The following is an 18455-nucleotide window of genomic DNA, read 5'->3' as shown; positions in this document are numbered from 1 at the left end:
CAAAAGAAAGCGGAGGTTTTCGGATGAAAGTAGTAATTGCGATTGATTCATTGAAGGGAAGTCTGACATCAATCCAAGCAGCACATGCAATTGAAAAAGGAATCCATTATACACAACAACTTATGGAGTTGGACAGATGATCACTGATGCGATTCATAAAGGCTGCAGACGTTTCATCATGGGAATTGGTGGAAGTGCAACGAATGATGGTGGGGCTGGAATGTTACAGGCGTTGGGATACGATTTTCTCGACAAAGATGGAAATCAGATCAAACACGGAGCAATCGGATTAAAAGATTTAGCAAAGATCAAAGATGACCATGTAATCTCAGAATTAAAAGACTGTGAATTTCATATTGCCTGCGATGTGACAAATCCATTATGTGGAGAAGAAGGCTGCAGTGCGATCTTTGGTCCACAAAAAGGTGCCACGAAGCAGATGGTAAAAGACATGGATCAGTGGTTAGCAGATTATGCAAAGATTGCAAAACAAAGCTTTACAAAAGCAGATGCTAATAAACCAGGAACAGGAGCAGCAGGTGGTTTAGGATTTGCATTTTTAACGTTTACAAATGCAACCCTAAAGTCAGGTGTTGACTTGATCTTACATGAAACAAAACTAGAAGAAGAGATCAAAGATGCGGACATCGTGATCACAGGAGAAGGATGCTTAGATGCTCAGACAGCGATGGGAAAAGCACCGATCGGAGTAGCAAAACTTGCGAAGAAATATGGAAAATTAGTATTAGGATTCTCAGGAGCAGTGACCAAAGGTGCAGCTGCATGCAACGAAGCAGGAATTGATGCATATTTTCCAATTGTAAGATCAGCTGTATCATTGGAAGATGCAATGAAGAAGAAAAATGCCAATGAGAATCTGATGGATACAGTAGAGCAGGTGTTTCGAATGGTAAAAGTATTAAAATAAGAATATTGTAAGTAAAAATAGTGAGACAAGAACAAATAGAAATTCCGGTCTCACTATTTTTGTATGAATTTATTGTCTTTTACAAAAAATATATTATAAAAAGTTTGTTGATTATAAAAAAATAGTATAAAAATTACAAAAAATATACAAAATGCAATAGTTTTATACATCAATTGTATAAAACTATTGAAAATAATGAAATAAAAAGCTAAAATATAATAAAATTTATAAAAGGAGGATAATAAAATGGTAAGTAAGATAATAAGTCGTGACGACTATTTAAATAAGTTAATCGCATTTAAAGATAAACAGTTAATTAAAGTTATTACAGGAATCCGAAGATGCGGAAAATCTACGATCATGGAAATTTATCAAGATTATTTGCAGAAAGAAATGAAAGTAACAAATGAGCAGATCATAGCAATAAATCTTGAAGATTATGATTTTTATGATATGAGAGATCCTAAAAAACTTTATGCATATATCAAAGAACGACTATTGCCAGACCAGATGAATTATATATTCTTGGATGAAATTCAGCAATGTGAAGATTTTCCAAGAGTTGTAGACAGTTTATATATAAAAAATAATGTTGACCTATATGTGACAGGTTCAAATGCCAACATGCTATCATCTGAAATTGCAACATTATTATCTGGAAGATATGTAGAAATTAAAATGCTGCCATTGTCCTTTAAAGAATATGTAGAAAGTACTGGAGATGAGGATAATCTTCAAAGAAAATATACAACATATCTGGAAAACAGCTCTTTTCCATATGCATTGGAATTAGCTGGACATCCGAAAGAAATCCGAGATTATCTGGATGGAATTTATAATACAATTATAGTAAAAGATATTGCTCAAAGACATAAGATTACAGATACGATGATGTTAGAAAGTATTACAAGATTTATTTTTGATAATATTGGGAATCAATTATCTACAAAGAAGATTGCAGACACCATGACATCAGCTGGAAGGAAAATAGATGTAAGAGCAGTTGAAAAATATTTGACAGCATTTATGGAAAGCTATGTTATATATCAGGCGAAAAGATATAATATCAAGGGAAAACAATATCTGAAAACATTAGAAAAATATTATGTTGCTGATATTGGATTAAGATATATGTTATTAGGAAGCAGATCAACAGATGTTGGACATATATTGGAAAATGTCATATATTTAGAGTTGATCCGAAGAGGATATGAAGTATATGTAGGAAAGCTTGATGATTTGGAAGTCGATTTTGTTTGTATGGATCAAAAAAGGATCATCTATTATCAGGTAGCTGCAACAGTTCGAGACGAAAAAACATTAAAGAGAGAATTGTTGCCACTTCAAAAGATTCATGATCATTATCAAAAGATTTTGCTAACATTGGATGAAGATCCAGAAGCGGATTATGAAGGAATTAGAAGAATTAATGCACTTGACTGGCTGATTGGAAAAACAGAATAAGAAATCGGCCAGAATCTTAAGGTGCCATGTGATATTGTAAAACGATGTACGAAAGATTTCTAAAAACATAAACTTTTACATGAAAATATTTCAAAACTATTGAAAAATACAAATCAAAAGGTATAAAATCGTACCTAAGACCAAAATAAACGTAACGATTGCTAACAGTTACAAAAGAATGATTTTAAGAGAAAGTTTGGGGGAAGACAAGAGATGTATAATATCGTATCAAAATTATTGATCTATGGTGACATGGACGAAGAATCCATCTTAATGCAGTTAAGTGATATTTTCCGCTGCATGGACGAAGGATCACAAACAAAAGATGTTTTAAGAACAAGAGTATTTAAACAGGTAAAAAGAATCTTAGAAGTTGCAACAGATTACGCATTTGATAAGAATCTGTGGCACAATTATTTAACATACTTACTGATCACAAATGAAAATCCATTCAGTATCACATGTGAGAAAGTTGGTGCCAGCGAAGGAAGTGTTAACCACTTTGCAAAGAGTGATTTCAAAGCATTCAAAGAATTATTTGATTTTGATTTTAGCAGAATCGAAGATGAATTAGGAGTTGACTGCTTTAGCAGAATCTCTGATTATAAAGCGATCGGTAAACCCGAATTAATGTACAATAAGAATGTCAGTGAAAAAGTTCAGGCATTAAGTGAGAGATTAGAGACAGCCAAAGACGAGAACGAGTTCTTTGATATGGTCACAGACTTCTACAAAGCATATGGAGTTGGTATGTTTGGCCTTAATAAAGCATTCCGTATCGAAGAATGTGGAGATAATAACATCCGCTTCCGCGCGATCAATAACATGGACAAAGTTGTATTGTCTGATCTTGTCGGATATGAGATTCAGAAACAGAAACTTGTTGAGAATACAGAAGCATTTGTTGAAGGAAGAAAAGCAAACAACGTTCTGCTATTTGGTGATAGCGGTACAGGTAAGTCTACAAGTATCAAAGCTATTGTAAATGAATACTATGATCAGGGATTGCGTATGATCGAGATTTATAAACATCAGTTTAAAGATCTTTCTAATGTAATTGCTCAGATCAAGAACAGAAACTACAGATTCATCATTTACATGGATGACCTTTCTTTCGAAGAATTTGAGATTGAATACAAATTCTTAAAAGCAGTTATCGAAGGTGGTGTCGAGACAAAACCTGAGAATATCTTAATTTATGCAACATCCAACCGTCGTCATCTGATCAAAGAGACATGGAACGATAGAAATGATGTTGAAAATAGCAATGGAATGCACAGATCCGATACAATGGAAGAAAAATTATCTCTGGTAAATCGTTTTGGTGTTACGATCAACTACTCAAAACCAAGCCAGAAAGAATACTTCGAGATCGTATTCGAACTTGCTCGTAAAGCAGGAATTAAAATGGGAGAAGACGAACTGAAACTCGAAGCAAACAAATGGGAATTAAGCCATGGAGGAATTTCTGGACGTACAGCACAGCAGTTTATTAATCATTTGATGGGACTTCAGGCGTAAAATTATAGCTATTACTTAATTTAAGAACTTTCTGTATGGTAAAGATGCAGAAAGTTCTTTTTTTCTATATAGAACCCTTGCGAAAGAAATTGTCTTTAGGCTATAATAAACATAAGTATGTAGATACATACGAAAGAAGATATTTCAATGATGATATTTTTATAGAAGAAACAGAAAGTGAGAATATACAATATGTGGTTAGCAGACCAATGGAAAGACTATGAAGTCTTAGATACATCAAACGGTGAGAAATTAGAACGCTGGGGAGACTATTTTCTGGTAAGACCAGACCCACAGGTACTATGGAATACACCAAAGAAATTAAGACAGTGGAAGAAGCCAAACGGCCATTATCACAGAAGTCATAAAGGCGGTGGACAGTGGGAATTTTTTGATCTCCCTAAGACATGGGATATTCACTACAAGGAATTGAAGTTTCACTTGCAGCCATTCAGTTTCAAACACACAGGATTATTCCCAGAACAGGCAGTGAACTGGGACTGGTTCTCTGAAAAGATCAGAAAAGCAGGACGACCTGTTAAAGTATTAAACTTATTTGCTTACACAGGAGGAGCAACACTTGCAGCTGCAGCAGCAGGAGCATCAGTCACACACGTTGACGCATCCAAAGGTATGGTAAACTGGGCAAAAGAAAACGCACAGCTTTCCGGATTAAGAGAAAAACCAATCCGATGGTTAGTTGATGACTGTGTGAAGTTTGTAGAACGTGAGATCCGAAGAGGCAATCACTACGATGGAATCATCATGGATCCCCCATCTTATGGAAGAGGACCAAAAGGTGAGATCTGGAAGATCGAAGAGAAGATTTATCCATTCATTGAACTATGTACAAAGATTCTATCAGATGATCCATTATTTTTCCTTGTAAACTCTTATACAACAGGTTTACAACCTGCAGTTTTAACTTATATGTTAGAAACTCAGGTAGCAGCAAAATTCGGTGGAAAAGTCATTTCAGATGAGATCGGATTACCGGTTTCATCAAACGGATTGGTACTTCCGTGCGGGGCTTCTGGACGCTGGGAAAAGTAAGTTCTTAAGATTTACTGAATTTTAGCGGAATATGTAAAAAAACGTTGAATTTTCTGCAGAAATGTATATAATAAGAGAAGTATGTGTACATGTGTATACTGATGAAGAAGATATAACATAATAATGATAGATAAGAGAAAGCGAAAGGGGAATTTTTTGCCATGGCAGCAGGAACAGATATTGGAATTGATTTAGGAACCGCCAGCGTTTTAGTTTACGTTAAAGGTAAGGGAGTTGTATTAAAAGAGCCATCCGTAGTGGCATTTGACAGAAATACAAATAAGATCAAAGCAATTGGAGAAGAAGCACGTTTAATGTTAGGAAGAACACCAGGAAATATCGTGGCAGTTCGTCCATTACGTCAGGGAGTTATCTCTGATTATACAGTAACAGAGAAGATGTTAAGCTATTTTATCGACAGAACAGTTGGTAAATCTTTATTTGGAAGAAAGCCTCGCATCAGTGTCTGTGTACCAAGTGGTGCTACAGAAGTTGAGAAGAAAGCAGTAGAAGATGCAACATATCAGGCAGGAGCAAGAGACGTTTCTATCATTGAAGAACCAGTTGCAGCAGCAATCGGGGCAGGAATCGACATTGCAAAACCATGTGGAAATATGATCGTTGATATCGGTGGAGGTACAGCAGATATCGCTGTTATTTCTTTAGGTGGAGTTGTAGTAAGCAATTCTATCAAAGTAGCTGGAGACGATTTTGATGAAGCTATCGTTCGTTTTATGCGTAAGAAACATAACTTATTGATCGGAGAACGTACAGCAGAAGATATCAAGATTAATGTAGGTACAGTATACAAACGTCCAGAAAATCTTACAATGGACGTTCGTGGACGTAACCTTGTAACAGGACTTCCTAAGACAGTAACTGTTACATCTGAAGAAACAGAAGAAGCCTTAAGAGAACCTGCGTACCAGATCGTAGACGCAGTACACAATGTACTGGAGAGAACTCCACCAGAATTAGCAGCAGATATTTCTGATCGTGGAATCGTCTTAACAGGTGGTGGATCTTTAATTCAGGGATTAGAAGAACTGATCGAAGAAAAGACTGGAATCAACACAATGACAGCAGAGGATCCTTTAACAGCTGTAGCGATCGGTACAGGAAAATATATCGAATATCTTGCAGAAGATGACAAGAAAAAAACAAAGAAAAAATAATCACGAAAGATTCAAAAGGCCAGGATGGCAATACATCCTGGCCTTAATTCACGTTATTTAAGAAAGGAGAGAAAAAACAATGACATATTTGAAAGGATACGTGGATCATATACGTTTTCGAAATGAAGATAATGGATACACAGTATTGAGTCTCGACGTGGATGGCGATGAAGAAACTGTTGTTGGGTTGTTTCCATTCTTAAATGAAGGTGAATACATTTCCATGGAGGGAGATTATGTGGATCATCCGGTTCATGGACCGCAGTTTCAGATGAGGACATATGAGATCGTAGCACCAGATGATATTGACAGCATGGAACGTTATTTAGGTTCCGGTGCGATCAAGGGGATTGGACCAGCTCTTGCAAAACGTATTACTAAGAAGTTTAAAATGGATACATTCCGTGTCATTGAAGAAGAACCAGAACGGCTTGCCGAAGTTAAAGGGATCAGTGAGAAGAAGGCGAGAGCGATCGCCGTAGAATTCAGTGAGAAGCAGGAGATGCGTCAGGCAATGATGTTCTTGTCCGGCTATGGGATCAATAATAATCTAGCAGTTAAGATCTATAAAGAATATGGAGATCATTTATATACGATCATACAGGAAAATCCTTATAAGATGACCGATGATATCGCAGGAGTTGGATTTAAGATCGCAGATGAGATCGCAAAGAAAGTTGGAATCGGAAGTAACTCAGATTATCGTATTATTTCTGGAATTTTCTACACGTTAATGAGAGCTTTGAATGAAGGTCATGTATTTCTTCCAAAGCATATTTTATGCAGAAATGCAGCACATATTTTAGGAGTAACGCCAGAGGATATCGAAGAACATTTATTGGAAATGATGATCGACCGTAAGATTGTCATTGAGGAAGATAAAGAAACGAGAGTTTATGCAGCAAGCCAGTATCACATGGAAGTCAATACGGCAAGGATGCTTCTTGATCTGAATATTCATTATGATATTTCTGTTTCGGAAGTGGAGACGATGATCGCGATGATCGAAGAAAACGAACAGATTACATTTGCGGAGAAACAAAAAGAAGCGATTCATGCGGTCGCAGAGGATAGTATTGTTATTTTAACAGGAGGACCTGGAACTGGTAAAACAACAACGATTAATGGAATGATCCAGTATTTTGAACATGAAGGACTGGATATCAGGCTTGCTGCGCCAACAGGACGAGCAGCGAAGCGTATGACAGAAGCAACAGGATATCAGGCTATGACGATTCATCGTCTGCTTGAGATCAATGGAGAGGCTGACAAAGAACGTGATTTGCGAAAAGGAGCCACGATGTTTGAACGTAACGCAGGTAATCCACTAGAAACAGATGTTATCATCATTGATGAAATGTCTATGGTAGATCTGTATCTAATGAATGCATTGTTACAGGCAATGGTACCTGGAACAAGGCTTGTGATCGTGGGAGATTCTAACCAGCTTCCATCAATTGGTGCAGGAAATGTTTTAAAAGATATGATTGCATCCGAACAATTTAAAGTTGTAGAATTAAATCAGATCTTCCGTCAGGAAGAAGGAAGCCACATTGTAAGAAATGCCCATCTGATCCATCAGGGAAGACCTGTGGAATTAGATAATAAGAGCAGAGATTTCTTTTTTCTTCAGAGAAATAATATTCAGGATGTCCTTGGAGTATTAGTCTATTTAGTCAGGGATAAACTGCCGGGATATGTCCATGCGAAACCTTACGATATTCAGGTATTAACACCAATGCGTAAGGGTGAACTTGGAGTAGAAAGATTAAATCAGGTAATGCAGCAGTATTTAAATCCCCCATCTGACGAGAAGAAAGAAAAAGATGTTGCTTTTGGATTGTTTAGAGAAGGCGACAAGGTCATGCAGATCAAGAATAACTACCAATTGGAATGGGAGATGCGAAACAGCAAAGGATTTACTGTAGATAAAGGTGTTGGAGTCTTTAATGGTGATATGGGAATCATCACAGAAATTAATGATTATACAGAAAAAATCACAGTATTATTTGATGAGACAAAAGAAGTACAGTATGCATATGCAAATCTGGATGAATTAGAACTTGCATATGCTGTAACGATTCATAAATCACAGGGAAGTGAGTATCCGGCCGTTGTTATGCCAATCTTAAGCGGTCCAAGGGTATTGTTTCACAGGAATCTCTTGTATACAGGAGTTACAAGGGCAAGGAACTGCTTAACGATCGTTGGGGACAGGAATATGTTGTTTTCAATGATACAGAATGTAAATGAGCAGCGAAGATACACAACACTTGCATATAGGCTAAATCAGATCGCAAACGAATCAAATGAAGATGGGATGGATGAATTTGGTCTGTAAATGTACGAAAAATAAAGAAAATAATGTAAGAAACCGTCATCTTTTAGAGGACGGTTTCTCTTGTTTCCGAATCTTTTGAAACCTTATAATGAAGGGGAGGAAAGGAAGGGAAATATGAAAGAAAAAAGACGTATGATATCAGAAGCGGCCAGACAGTTAGGTCTTGAAACATATAACCTTAGAACATGGGAGGAAGAATTTTCACTAACAATACCGAGAAATGAAAAAGGATACCGTTATTATGGCGAAAAAGAAATCCGCACATTTGAGCAGATCAGGGATTTAAAAAATGCAGGATTAGACAGTGAGGAGATCAAGCGGAAACTTTCTGGAAATATCATTCCATTTCCAGCGGGCAAACAGATCAATACGTCAGAGAAAATGAAAGAGTTTCAGAAAGTACTTGTAAAGATCATGGGACAGGCAATCCTTGAGCAGAAAGATTACATTGCAGATCAGATCAGCTCCAAAGTATCAGACAGGGTGGCAAAAGAAGTTGATTATCAGTTTCGGCTGCGGGAATCAGAAGAAGAACAACGCTTTAAGAAACTTGATGAAATGATCAGAAAGCAGCAAAAAGCAAGGGAAGAAATTGCAGCATCCAGAGAAAGAAGACATTTCTTTAAAAGAAAACGAAAAGAAAAATAAGTTGCGATTGTATTTGGATTCAGACAATATTATAATAAATTTGTGAGCTCCGATTTCAACAGATTGAGAGTTAATATATAGAGTGAGGAATTCAAATATGAACAAACGACCAAAGATTCTGGTAGTCGGAAGTCTTATGATGAACCATGGGATTGAAACAAGCGTGATACCAGAAGAAGGACAGACTGTCATGGGAGAAGACATCCAGAAATCACCTGGTGGCAAGGGCGCAAACCAGGCGGTTCAGATGGCAAGATTAGGGGCAGATGTCACACTGATCGGGAAGATCGGAAGAGATCAGGATGGAAAAGAACTGATCAAGGTATGCAAAGAAGCAGGTGTACACACAGAACAGATCTTATATGATGATACATTGCCGACAGGTTCTTCTATCGTATTATTAGAGAAGGTTCCTGGACGGAAAGTAAAGAAAAGATCCATCATCGTACCAGGAGCATGTATGGCAATTACAGTAGATGAGATCTGTTATCTGGAAGACGAGATTGAGAAATATGATCTGGTAGTTTTACAGAATGCAGTACCGATGGAAGTTAATGAAGAAGTTGCGAGATATGCTTATGAACATCAGGTAGATGTTGTGCTTAATCCAACACCGGTAAAGAAACTATCAAAGGAATTTATGCAGCATATTACATATCTGATCGTCAATGAACAGGCGGCTAAATCGATGACAGGAGTTAAGATTCACAGTGATTGGAAGAGGGACTGGACACGATTTAATCTGGATGAAGCAAGGGTTGCATCTGCAGTGATCCGAGGACGAGGAGTTCCAACCGTTCTTGTGACACTGGGGGAGAAAGGTGTGATCATGAACACACCAGAGAGATTTTATTATAAGAAAGCAGTCGAAGATGTAGAACTGATTGATCCAAGAGCAGCAGGGGATGCATTTATCGGAGCATTTTGTACAAGAATCTGTACGGATGATTCAGTAGGTAAAGTATTGTCCATAGCCAATTATACAGCAGCTTTGTCGATCTCTACACCAGGGGCTATAGAATCACTTCCGACATCGAAGAAAGTAAGAGAATATATGGAACAAAAAAGAGATGCATAAAAATGCATCTCTTTTTTGATGTTTGAACAATATACGTTACCTGGAAATTATTCCTGGCTGATAGCTCCTGCTGGACATCCGTCTGCACAAGCTCCACATTCCATGCATGTATCTGCATCGATTACGTACTGTCCATCTCCTTCGCTGATAGCTCCTGCTGGGCAAGTTCCTTCGCAAGCTCCACAAGAAATACAAGCGTCTGAAATTACATATGCCATAGTTATATCCTCCTTATATAAATAGTATAATCATTAGTAGCGGGCATCACCCGCTTGACCATGTTTATTTTAATATACTTGGGAAAGAATATCAAGTGATTTTGTTGTATTTTTAACAATAATGTAATAAAAATATGGAAAGTTATTTTGACACTTTGAACATAATGTATTATACTATGAATGTTAGTCTAAACTATTTTAGAGAACATTGTTAGAAGACTATCGTTTTCTAAAAATACTATTAATATTTATGGAGGAATAAACGAAATGGCAATTTCAAAAGATATGATCATCGCAGATTTAATCGCATTAGATCCTAATTATGCAGCAATCCTTATGGCATCTGGAATGGGATGTGTTGGATGCCCATCATCTCAGGGTGAAAGCTTAGAGCAGGCAGCTTATGTTCACGGAATGGATTTAGATGAACTGCTTGGAAGATTAAACGAATATGCTCAGACAAAAGAAGCATAATCTATAGATCAAAGCTAGATCAGAAATCAAGAGAGCGTTATACTTTTCAGTATATTACAAGTACTAAAAAGTATAACGCTCTCTTTTTTTTATAGAATGTACAAAGTAGCAAAAGTAACAAATGAAACTTAAAAAAATAGAAAAGAATTGTTAGACAATTGTAAAAACACCTAAAAAATACCCATGAAAAACCTTGATTTTATGCCATATTTATCATTAGTTTATAAAATTTTTATAATTGTGCAACGTTGAGCAAAAAGGTTGCTCATCACAGGAATGAGCAACCAATGCTCCATTTTTTGAACCCAATGAGAATTGTATTGATAGAAATACTGTCCTATAATGAAATCAACAGGTAAGGAACGAAGCTTACAAGAGACGGCAAACAACCTGACCAGAATAATAAAAGGAGAGTGATAAGTCGTGGCAAATCGTGACACAATTTACAGAGAACTGATTCAGCTTGACTGGGAAGTCAAAGATCAGGATGAATTTTTTGACAAGATGGCAGATAAGCTTTTAGAGCTTGGATATGTAAAAGATACATTTAAAGATGCAATCAAAACAAGAGAAGCAAATTATCCAACAGCTCTTCCGGTTGAACCATATCCGGTAGCGATCCCTCATGCAGATCCAGAAAATATCATCAAACCATTTATCGCATGTACAAGATTAAAGAATCCAATCAAATGGTGCGAGATGGCAAACAACGATGTTCAGCATGATGTGAAATTCATCTTTATGCTTGGATTCCTTGGTGGACATGATGATCCAAATGCTGGAAATGAACATGTTGAATTACTTCAGGTACTGGTAACAAACTTCCAGAAACCAGAAGTTATGGACAAATTAGTAAACGCCAAAACTGAAGATGAGTACATGGAAGCAGTACTTTCCATGGAAGGTCTTTAAAATTAATAAACAAAACTAATAAAGTTTTTTAGAAAGGAAGGTCTTAAAATGAAACAGATCGTAGTAGCATGTGGAAGTGGAGTAGCAACTTCTCAGACAGTAGCAAGTAAAGTTAATCGTCTTTTAAAAGAGAACAATATCCCTGCTGAAGTATTAGCAGTAGATATCAAATCTGTAGACCGTTACATTGCAGGAAGCTGTGCTTACATCGCAATCACAAAGGTAACAAAAGAATATCCTATCCCAGTTATCAATGGTATCGCATTTTTAACAGGTGTTGGACAGGATGCTGAATTCAAAAAATTAGTTGACGCTGTAAACGCATAAGAGGCAAAACAGTTTTAACTGATTTTTGAAAGAGAGAAAAGGAGAATTATATGAGTGTTTTAGGAAATGTAATTAACTGGATCCTGGGATTAGGTGCTGCAATCTTCGTACCTATCATCATTATCATCGCAGGATTAGTCGTAGGAATGAAACTTAAAGATGCCATTTCAGCTGGTATCACATTAGGTGTAGCCTTCACTGGTATGTCAATGCTGATCGGATTTATGTCTGATGCTATCGGACCTGCTGCAAAGGCAATGTTAACACACACAGGAATCAACTTACCAATCGTTGATGGTGGTTGGACAACATTATCAGCAATCGCATGGTCTTGGCCATATGCATTTTTAATGTTCCCACTGATGATCGGATTAAACATTCTTATGTTGATCATTAACAAGACAAAAACATTCAACGCTGACTTATGGAATGTTTGGGGAAAAATCTTTACTGGTGTAGCAGTAGCAGCCGTATCTAAACCATACTTTGGAACAGCAGCTTCTATCGCATTAGCATTTATCGTAGCTGGTATTCAGATCATCTTCGAGTTAAAGATGGCAGATATGTATCAGTATCGTATTGAAAAACTTTCTGGAATTCCAGGAGTAACATGTACACATAAAATGGGATTCACATCAATCTTCATGTTCCCAATTGACTGTATTTTAAAGAAAATCCCTGCATTAAACAAACGTTTCGATGCAGCAGCATTAAAAGATAAGATCGGTATCTTCGCTGAATCTCACGTATTAGGATTCATCCTTGGTATTATCTTCGGTATCTTAGCTCGTTACAGTGTAGCAGCTACATTAACATTAGGTATTCAGGCTTCATGTGCATTAACACTGTTCCCTGTAATCTCTAAATACTTCATGATGGCATTAGAGCCAATTTCATCAGCAATCAGTGCTTTCATGAACAAGAAATTCGATGACAGAACATTAGTTGTAGGTCTTGACTGGCCATTCATGGGTGGTGCAAACGAAATCTGGTTAGCAGTATTCTGGGCTATCCCTGTAACATTAGTATTCTCAATGTTCTTACCAGGAAATGAAATCCTTCCATTCGCTGGTATCGTAAACAATGCGATCGCAGTAGCAGCATTCCTTGTAACAGGTGGTAACATCATCCGTATGTTAATCTTAGTTACATTATTTGCACCAGCTTACCTTTGGGTAGGAACAATCATGGCACCATTCATCTCTGATCTTGCTCGTTCAACAGGAGCAGTTGCATTAAAAGCTGGAGAATTAATTTCTTGCTCATCTATCGATGGACCTATCCAGACATATGCATTCTCTCATGTATTTAAGATCATGGATGGAAACTTCTTCCCATTAGTATTATGTGTAATCTTTGTTGTATGCTTTATTGCACTTTACAAATACCTTGGAAAAGAAGAAGCAGAAGGAAGAGAAATCAACTAAGATTGATTCACAATTATACATAATAATCAGACAGCAAAAAAGAAATGAGGTTTCAATATGCAGAGATTTGTTAATGATCCAGATTATATCGTAGAAGATATGGTAAAAGGATATGTAAAAGCACACAAAGATCTGATCAAACGTTCAGAAGCAAATGATCGCGTTGTCCAGTATGTAAACGCTCCTGTAGAAGGCAAAGTTGGTCTTGTAACAGGTGGTGGATCAGGACATGAACCTGCGTTTCTTGGCTATGTCGGAAAGAATATGATGGATGCAGTAGCAGTAGGTGAGATTTTCTCCTCACCTTCTGCTCAAGCATTTTATGACGCTTTTATGTCAGTAGATTCCGGGCAGGGAGTTGCATGTTTATTTGGTAACTATGCCGGGGATAATATGAATGTAAAGATGGCGATCCGCAAAGCAAAGAAACAGGGTGTAACTGTAAAATATGTAGTAGCAACTGATGACGTTGCGTCTTCTCCAAAAGAGACAAAAGAGAAACGTCATGGTATTGCAGGTGGTGTGTTCATGTGGAAGATCGGAGGAGCGAAAGCTGCTTTAGGTGGAACACTGGATGAAGTCATTGACGTAGCACAGAAAACTGTAGATAATACGAGAAGTATTTGTGTCGGATTAAGTCCATGTGCAATTCCAGCAGTTGGACATCCAAATTTCCAGATTGAAGATGGAAAGATGGAATTTGGAATCGGACATCATGGAGAACCTGGTATCAATGTACAGGATTTAAAACCAGCCAAAGATATTGCAAGACAGATGGCTAAGGCAGTCATTGATGATATGGAACCAGAAGAAGGTTCCGAAGTTGCAGTCTTAATGTCTGGATTAGGAGCTACTCCAGTTATGGAACTTTACGTTCTATATGATGAAGTAGAAGAATACCTGAAAGAACAGGGATTATCAGTTTACAAAGTATTTATTGGAGATTATGTAACATCTCTTGATATGAACGGAGCAGCATTGACTGTCCTTAAATTAGATGATGAATTAAAAGAATTGCTTGATTACGAGGCAAAATCTCCAGGAATTGAAGTGTAAACTTATTAAAGTAATAGACTTGATGAAAGAGGTGCACCATTGTATTTAGATGAAAGAGGTTATACAGTTCTTAAAACGATTGTGAATAATCCCGCGATCACGGGTAAGGAAGTGGAAGCGTCTTTACAGCTATCCAGAAAGCAGCTAAGCTATACGATCGAGAAGATTAATGATTATCTGCAGGACAATGGAATGCCAAAGATCGAGCGGTTAAGGACTGGAAAATTTATCATACCAGTTGCTGTCATTGAACAATATCAGACAGAAGAGATCACTGGAGATGGAACAACGTATATTTATACGGATAAAGAACGTGGACTTTTAATTTTTCTGATGCTTCTTTGTGTACGCGAAGAACTATCAATTTATCATTTCACATCAAAATTAGAAATCAGTAAAAATACATTTCTAACAGATCTTAAGAAACTGGAACAAAGATTAGAAGAATATCATTTGGAAGTATTATACAGCCGGCAGGAAGGATATCACTTAGTCGGCAGTGAATATGCAAAACGTGAGATGATGGTCACATCAATTCGTGGAATCTTAAAGATTCCAAGAGGAAAAGAGACGATCATGGATATCTGTCAGATCAGTGAAGAGATGATGGAGCAGGTGGAAAAACAGATTTCAATGATTGAGGAACGTCTGCAAGTTCGTTTTACAGATGAGAGACTGAAAGAACTTCCTTTGATCATGTGTTTGATCATTATCAGAACACAGAAGGGAAGGATTCTTCGGGAGCTTCCAGAGACATTTCAACATATTGCCGGTACAAAAGAGTATTCTGTGATGCTTGAGTTTGCAAAAGAATACGGAATTACCTGGCAGACAGAAAAATTATTTTTGACAGCTCAGATTCAGATTTCTAATTTCCATACACTGCAGACAAGAGATTCTGCACAGGAAGAAGAATTGATGAGAGCTTCAGAAGAAGTGATCGTTAATTTTGAGAATCTGATCTGTGTAACGATCAATGAAAGAGAAACCTTGCTAGAAGCATTGTTTCAGCACATCAAGCCAGCATTTTATCGCATGAAGTATCATTATCATATCGAACAAAGTATTTTGGATATGGTCCTCCCACAATATGCATCACTTCATGCAGTCGTGCGGAAATCCATCGGACCGGTAGAAAGATTATTAGGAGTTGAAGTTCCAGACGAAGAGCTTGTATATATTACGGCATTATTTGGAGCATGGCTTCGAAGAGAAGGTATTCTTGAAATTACACCGGACCAAAGGAAACGAGCAGTTGTAGTATGTGCGAATGGGATCTCAGTATCTAATTTCTTATATTTTACATTGAAGGAATTATTTCCAGAGATTGAGTTCATTGCATGTCTGTCAATGAGAGATTTTGCATCCTATGATGAAACAAAGTTTGACCTCGTATTTACGATGGTAAGACTTGAGACGACAAAGACACAGTTTGTTGTGAAGCCATTTCTGGATGAAGTATCTAAGACTAAATTCAGAGAAAAAGTCATGGGAGAATTAGTCGGAATCGTACCTCACAAATTAGATGTTTCTACCTTGTTAAATATTGTTCGCAAATATGCAGATATTATAGATGAGGAAGCATTAAAGAGAGAATTTGCAGCAGCATTGAATCCGGAGATTGAAGATGAGAAATTAAACAATGTAAGGACAAGATTTCAAATTGGATTAAAAGATGTTTTAGTAGAAGAAACGATTCAGGTATTAGATCATACACTTCTTTGGGAAGATGCGATCCGTACAGTGGGCAGACCACTTGTAACACGCGGTGATGTCACAGAAGGGTATGTACAGAAAGCAATTGATAATATCAAGGCAGATAAACCATTTATTATGATCGCAGACGGAGTGATCATTGCACACGCTGGAGTCGATGATGGAGCAAACAGAGTATGTTTATCATTACTTACCATGCCAGAGAGAACAGACGTGTGTGGATATATGCAGGCAGATGTTGTCATTATGATCGGGACACCAGATCCTACAAAACATCTGGAGATGTTAGAGCAGTTAAATCACATAATAGAAGATAAAAAAAGCTTGCAGCTTTTAAAGAAGGCAAAAGAGCCAAAAGATATCATTAAATTAATTCAAAAACAGGAAAAGGAGAAGTAGAGATGTTAGAATCATTAAAAAAAGACGTTGTAGCTATGGCAAAACGTGCTCAGAAAGAAGGATTATGTAAACATTTATCTGGAAACTTAAGTGCAAGAGATCCAGAAACAGGATATGTAGTAATCACACCAACACAGGTAGATAGAGAATTATTAACAGCAAGAGATATGGTTGTTCTTGATCTTGATGCAAACGTTATCGAAAACGAATCAGGACTTCGCCCAACAAGTGAATCTTTAATGCATCTTCAGATCTATAAAACAAGACCAGACGTAAATGCTGTATGTCATACACATTCTATGTATGCAACAACATTCGCTGTATTAAATAAACCAATTCCAGCTGTTGTATATGAAATCGCTAACTTAGGTGTAACAAAATCAAGAATTCCAGTTGCTCCTTATGGACGTCCAGGAACAACAGATCTGTCTGACAGTGTTATCGAACCAGTTCAGGAAGCAGACGTATTCTTATTACAGGGACATGGAGCAGTAGCTGTATCTCAGGGTAATATCTATGATGCATACTTAAGAGCTGCTTATATCGAAGAATTAGCTCAGTTATACTACAATGCACTTTGTGCAGGACAGGGTGAAGAACCATACTTCTTCCCACCAGAAGAATTACAGAAATGGGAATATCCATCTCAGATCAAATTCCCTAACAAATAATCGCTTACATAGAAGAAGGAGAGTATGCAATGAAGAAAATTATCAACCAGCCAGATAATTATATCAAAGAAATGTTAGAAGGAATCTACATCGCACATAAAGATGATCTTACATGTGTAGATGGTGACTTACAGGTTCTTGTATCTAAACATAAAAAAGAAGGAAAAGTAGGTATCGTCACAGGTGGTGGATCAGGACATCTTCCATTATTCTTGGGATATGTAGGAAAAGGTATGATCGATGGATGTGCAGTTGGTGATGTATTCCAGTCTCCAAGTGTAGATCAGGCAATCGCTTTAACAAGAGATGCAGACCAGGGTGCCGGAGTATTATATATCTACGGTAATTATAATGGAGATATCTTCACATTCCGTCCAGCAGCTGATGAAGTTGAGATGGAAGACGATATCGAAACAGCAGAAGTTTTAGGAGCAGACGATGTTGCTTCAGCAGGACCATCTGCACCAGGAGAAAAGAGTACACGTCGTGGTGTTGCAGGAATCTTCTTCGTATACAAATGTGCAGGAGCTGCAGCAGACAAGATGCTTTCTTTAGAAGAAGTAAAACGTGTTGCAGATAAAGCAAACAACAACGTTCGTACAATGGGTGTAGCTTTAACACCATGTACAGTGCCAAGAGTTGGTAAACCAAGTTTCGAAATCGAAGATGACGAAATGGAAATTGGAATGGGAATCCATGGAGAACCAGGAATCCGCCGTGGTAAATTAGAGCCAGCTGATCAGATCGTTGATGAAATGTTAGAGAAGATCGTAGCAGACCTTCCATATGAAAAAGGTGATGAAGTTGCAGTACTTGTAAATGGTCTTGGAGCTACTCCATTAGATGAACAGTATATTGTAACACGTCGCATCAATCAGGTTCTTGAAGAAAAAGGAATCAGCGTATACAAATACTATGTGGGAGAATATGCAACAGCGATTGAAATGGCTGGATTCTCAATCTCATTATTAAAACTTGATGATGAATTAAAAGAATATATCGACCATCCAGTTGATACACCATTCTTCAAACAGGTTTAGGAGGCGT

Annotated in this window: 17 protein-coding genes and 1 pseudogene; 17 read left to right on the top strand and 1 reads right to left on the bottom strand. The window is 37.3% G+C overall.

Annotated features, from left to right (window positions below):
• Positions 1-23 precede the first annotated feature (23 nt).
• The 9 genes and pseudogenes from OCV53_RS12265 to OCV53_RS01000 all read left to right on the top strand — a co-directional run bounded on the left by OCV53_RS12265 (position 24) and on the right by OCV53_RS01000 (position 10208).
• On the top strand, positions 24-140 hold the full coding sequence (locus OCV53_RS12265) for a glycerate kinase (RefSeq protein WP_022374899.1): 117 nt from the start codon (positions 24-26) through the stop codon (positions 138-140).
• Positions 95-928, top strand: a pseudogene (locus tag OCV53_RS01035) (glycerate kinase family protein); the annotation flags it as partial. The gene OCV53_RS12265 and the pseudogene OCV53_RS01035, both read left to right, overlap by 46 nt.
• A gap of 246 nt (positions 929-1174) precedes the next feature.
• On the top strand, positions 1175-2392 hold the full coding sequence (locus OCV53_RS01030) for an ATP-binding protein (protein WP_055196316.1): 1218 nt from the start codon (positions 1175-1177) through the stop codon (positions 2390-2392).
• A gap of 213 nt (positions 2393-2605) precedes the next feature.
• The gene (locus tag OCV53_RS01025) at positions 2606-3913 is read left to right on the top strand and encodes an ATP-binding protein (RefSeq protein ID WP_055196315.1); all 1308 of its coding nucleotides are present in this window, start codon (positions 2606-2608) and stop codon (positions 3911-3913) included.
• A 192-nt stretch (positions 3914-4105) separates the two neighbouring features.
• Positions 4106-4966: a class I SAM-dependent methyltransferase gene (locus OCV53_RS01020; RefSeq protein WP_055196314.1), complete on the top strand. Its 861-nt coding sequence runs from the start codon at positions 4106-4108 to the stop codon at positions 4964-4966.
• A gap of 161 nt (positions 4967-5127) precedes the next feature.
• On the top strand, positions 5128-6141 hold the full coding sequence (gene mreB, locus OCV53_RS01015) for a rod shape-determining protein (protein ID WP_055196313.1): 1014 nt from the start codon (positions 5128-5130) through the stop codon (positions 6139-6141).
• Positions 6142-6220: 79 nt separating this feature from the next.
• Complete coding sequence (recD2, locus tag OCV53_RS01010) at positions 6221-8482, top strand: SF1B family DNA helicase RecD2 (protein WP_055196312.1); 2262 nt, start codon at positions 6221-6223, stop codon at positions 8480-8482.
• A 114-nt stretch (positions 8483-8596) separates the two neighbouring features.
• Positions 8597-9130 (top strand): MerR family transcriptional regulator, encoded by a 534-nt coding sequence (locus OCV53_RS01005; protein ID WP_055196311.1) that lies wholly within the window; start codon positions 8597-8599, stop codon positions 9128-9130.
• A 97-nt stretch (positions 9131-9227) separates the two neighbouring features.
• Positions 9228-10208: a ribokinase gene (locus tag OCV53_RS01000; RefSeq protein ID WP_055196310.1), complete on the top strand. Its 981-nt coding sequence runs from the start codon at positions 9228-9230 to the stop codon at positions 10206-10208.
• 47 nt (positions 10209-10255) lie between these two features.
• Here the strand turns inward: OCV53_RS01000 and OCV53_RS00995 are convergent, their stop codons facing one another.
• The gene (locus tag OCV53_RS00995) at positions 10256-10426 is read right to left on the bottom strand and encodes a DUF362 domain-containing protein (RefSeq protein ID WP_008393929.1); all 171 of its coding nucleotides are present in this window, start codon (positions 10424-10426) and stop codon (positions 10256-10258) included.
• 267 nt (positions 10427-10693) lie between these two features.
• On the opposite strand from OCV53_RS00995, the gene OCV53_RS00990 reads away from it, so the two are divergent.
• From OCV53_RS00990 to OCV53_RS00955, 8 genes are all read left to right on the top strand, one after another.
• Entirely contained in the window at positions 10694-10900 is a 207-nt protein-coding gene (locus OCV53_RS00990; RefSeq protein WP_055196309.1) for a DUF1858 domain-containing protein, read from the top strand.
• A 423-nt stretch (positions 10901-11323) separates the two neighbouring features.
• Positions 11324-11812, top strand: coding sequence for a PTS sugar transporter subunit IIA (locus OCV53_RS00985; RefSeq protein ID WP_081019868.1), 489 nt, complete (start codon positions 11324-11326; stop codon positions 11810-11812).
• Positions 11813-11860: 48 nt separating this feature from the next.
• On the top strand, positions 11861-12139 hold the full coding sequence (locus OCV53_RS00980; RefSeq protein ID WP_009264585.1) for a PTS sugar transporter subunit IIB: 279 nt from the start codon (positions 11861-11863) through the stop codon (positions 12137-12139).
• Between the two features lie 50 nt (positions 12140-12189).
• The gene (locus tag OCV53_RS00975; RefSeq protein WP_055196308.1) at positions 12190-13566 is read left to right on the top strand and encodes a PTS galactitol transporter subunit IIC; all 1377 of its coding nucleotides are present in this window, start codon (positions 12190-12192) and stop codon (positions 13564-13566) included.
• A gap of 57 nt (positions 13567-13623) precedes the next feature.
• Positions 13624-14622, top strand: a complete 999-nt coding sequence (locus OCV53_RS00970) for a dihydroxyacetone kinase subunit DhaK (protein WP_055073130.1) — start codon at positions 13624-13626, stop codon at positions 14620-14622.
• A gap of 39 nt (positions 14623-14661) precedes the next feature.
• Complete coding sequence (locus tag OCV53_RS00965) at positions 14662-16737, top strand: BglG family transcription antiterminator (RefSeq protein WP_055196307.1); 2076 nt, start codon at positions 14662-14664, stop codon at positions 16735-16737.
• Between the two features lie 2 nt (positions 16738-16739).
• Positions 16740-17408 carry a class II aldolase/adducin family protein gene (locus OCV53_RS00960; RefSeq protein WP_055196306.1) on the top strand — a complete coding sequence of 223 codons (669 nt, stop codon included), beginning with the start codon at positions 16740-16742 and terminating at the stop codon, positions 17406-17408.
• A gap of 29 nt (positions 17409-17437) precedes the next feature.
• Entirely contained in the window at positions 17438-18448 is a 1011-nt protein-coding gene (locus OCV53_RS00955; RefSeq protein WP_055196305.1) for a dihydroxyacetone kinase subunit DhaK, read from the top strand.
• Positions 18449-18455 lie beyond the last annotated feature (7 nt).

It is taken from the genome of Anaerostipes amylophilus (assembly GCF_025567365.1).
In the GTDB taxonomy this organism is placed as follows: Bacteria; Bacillota; Clostridia; order Lachnospirales; family Lachnospiraceae; genus Anaerostipes; species Anaerostipes amylophilus.
Note: the sequence above shows the minus strand (reverse complement) of the source record. Positions and strands in the feature narration are given on the sequence as shown.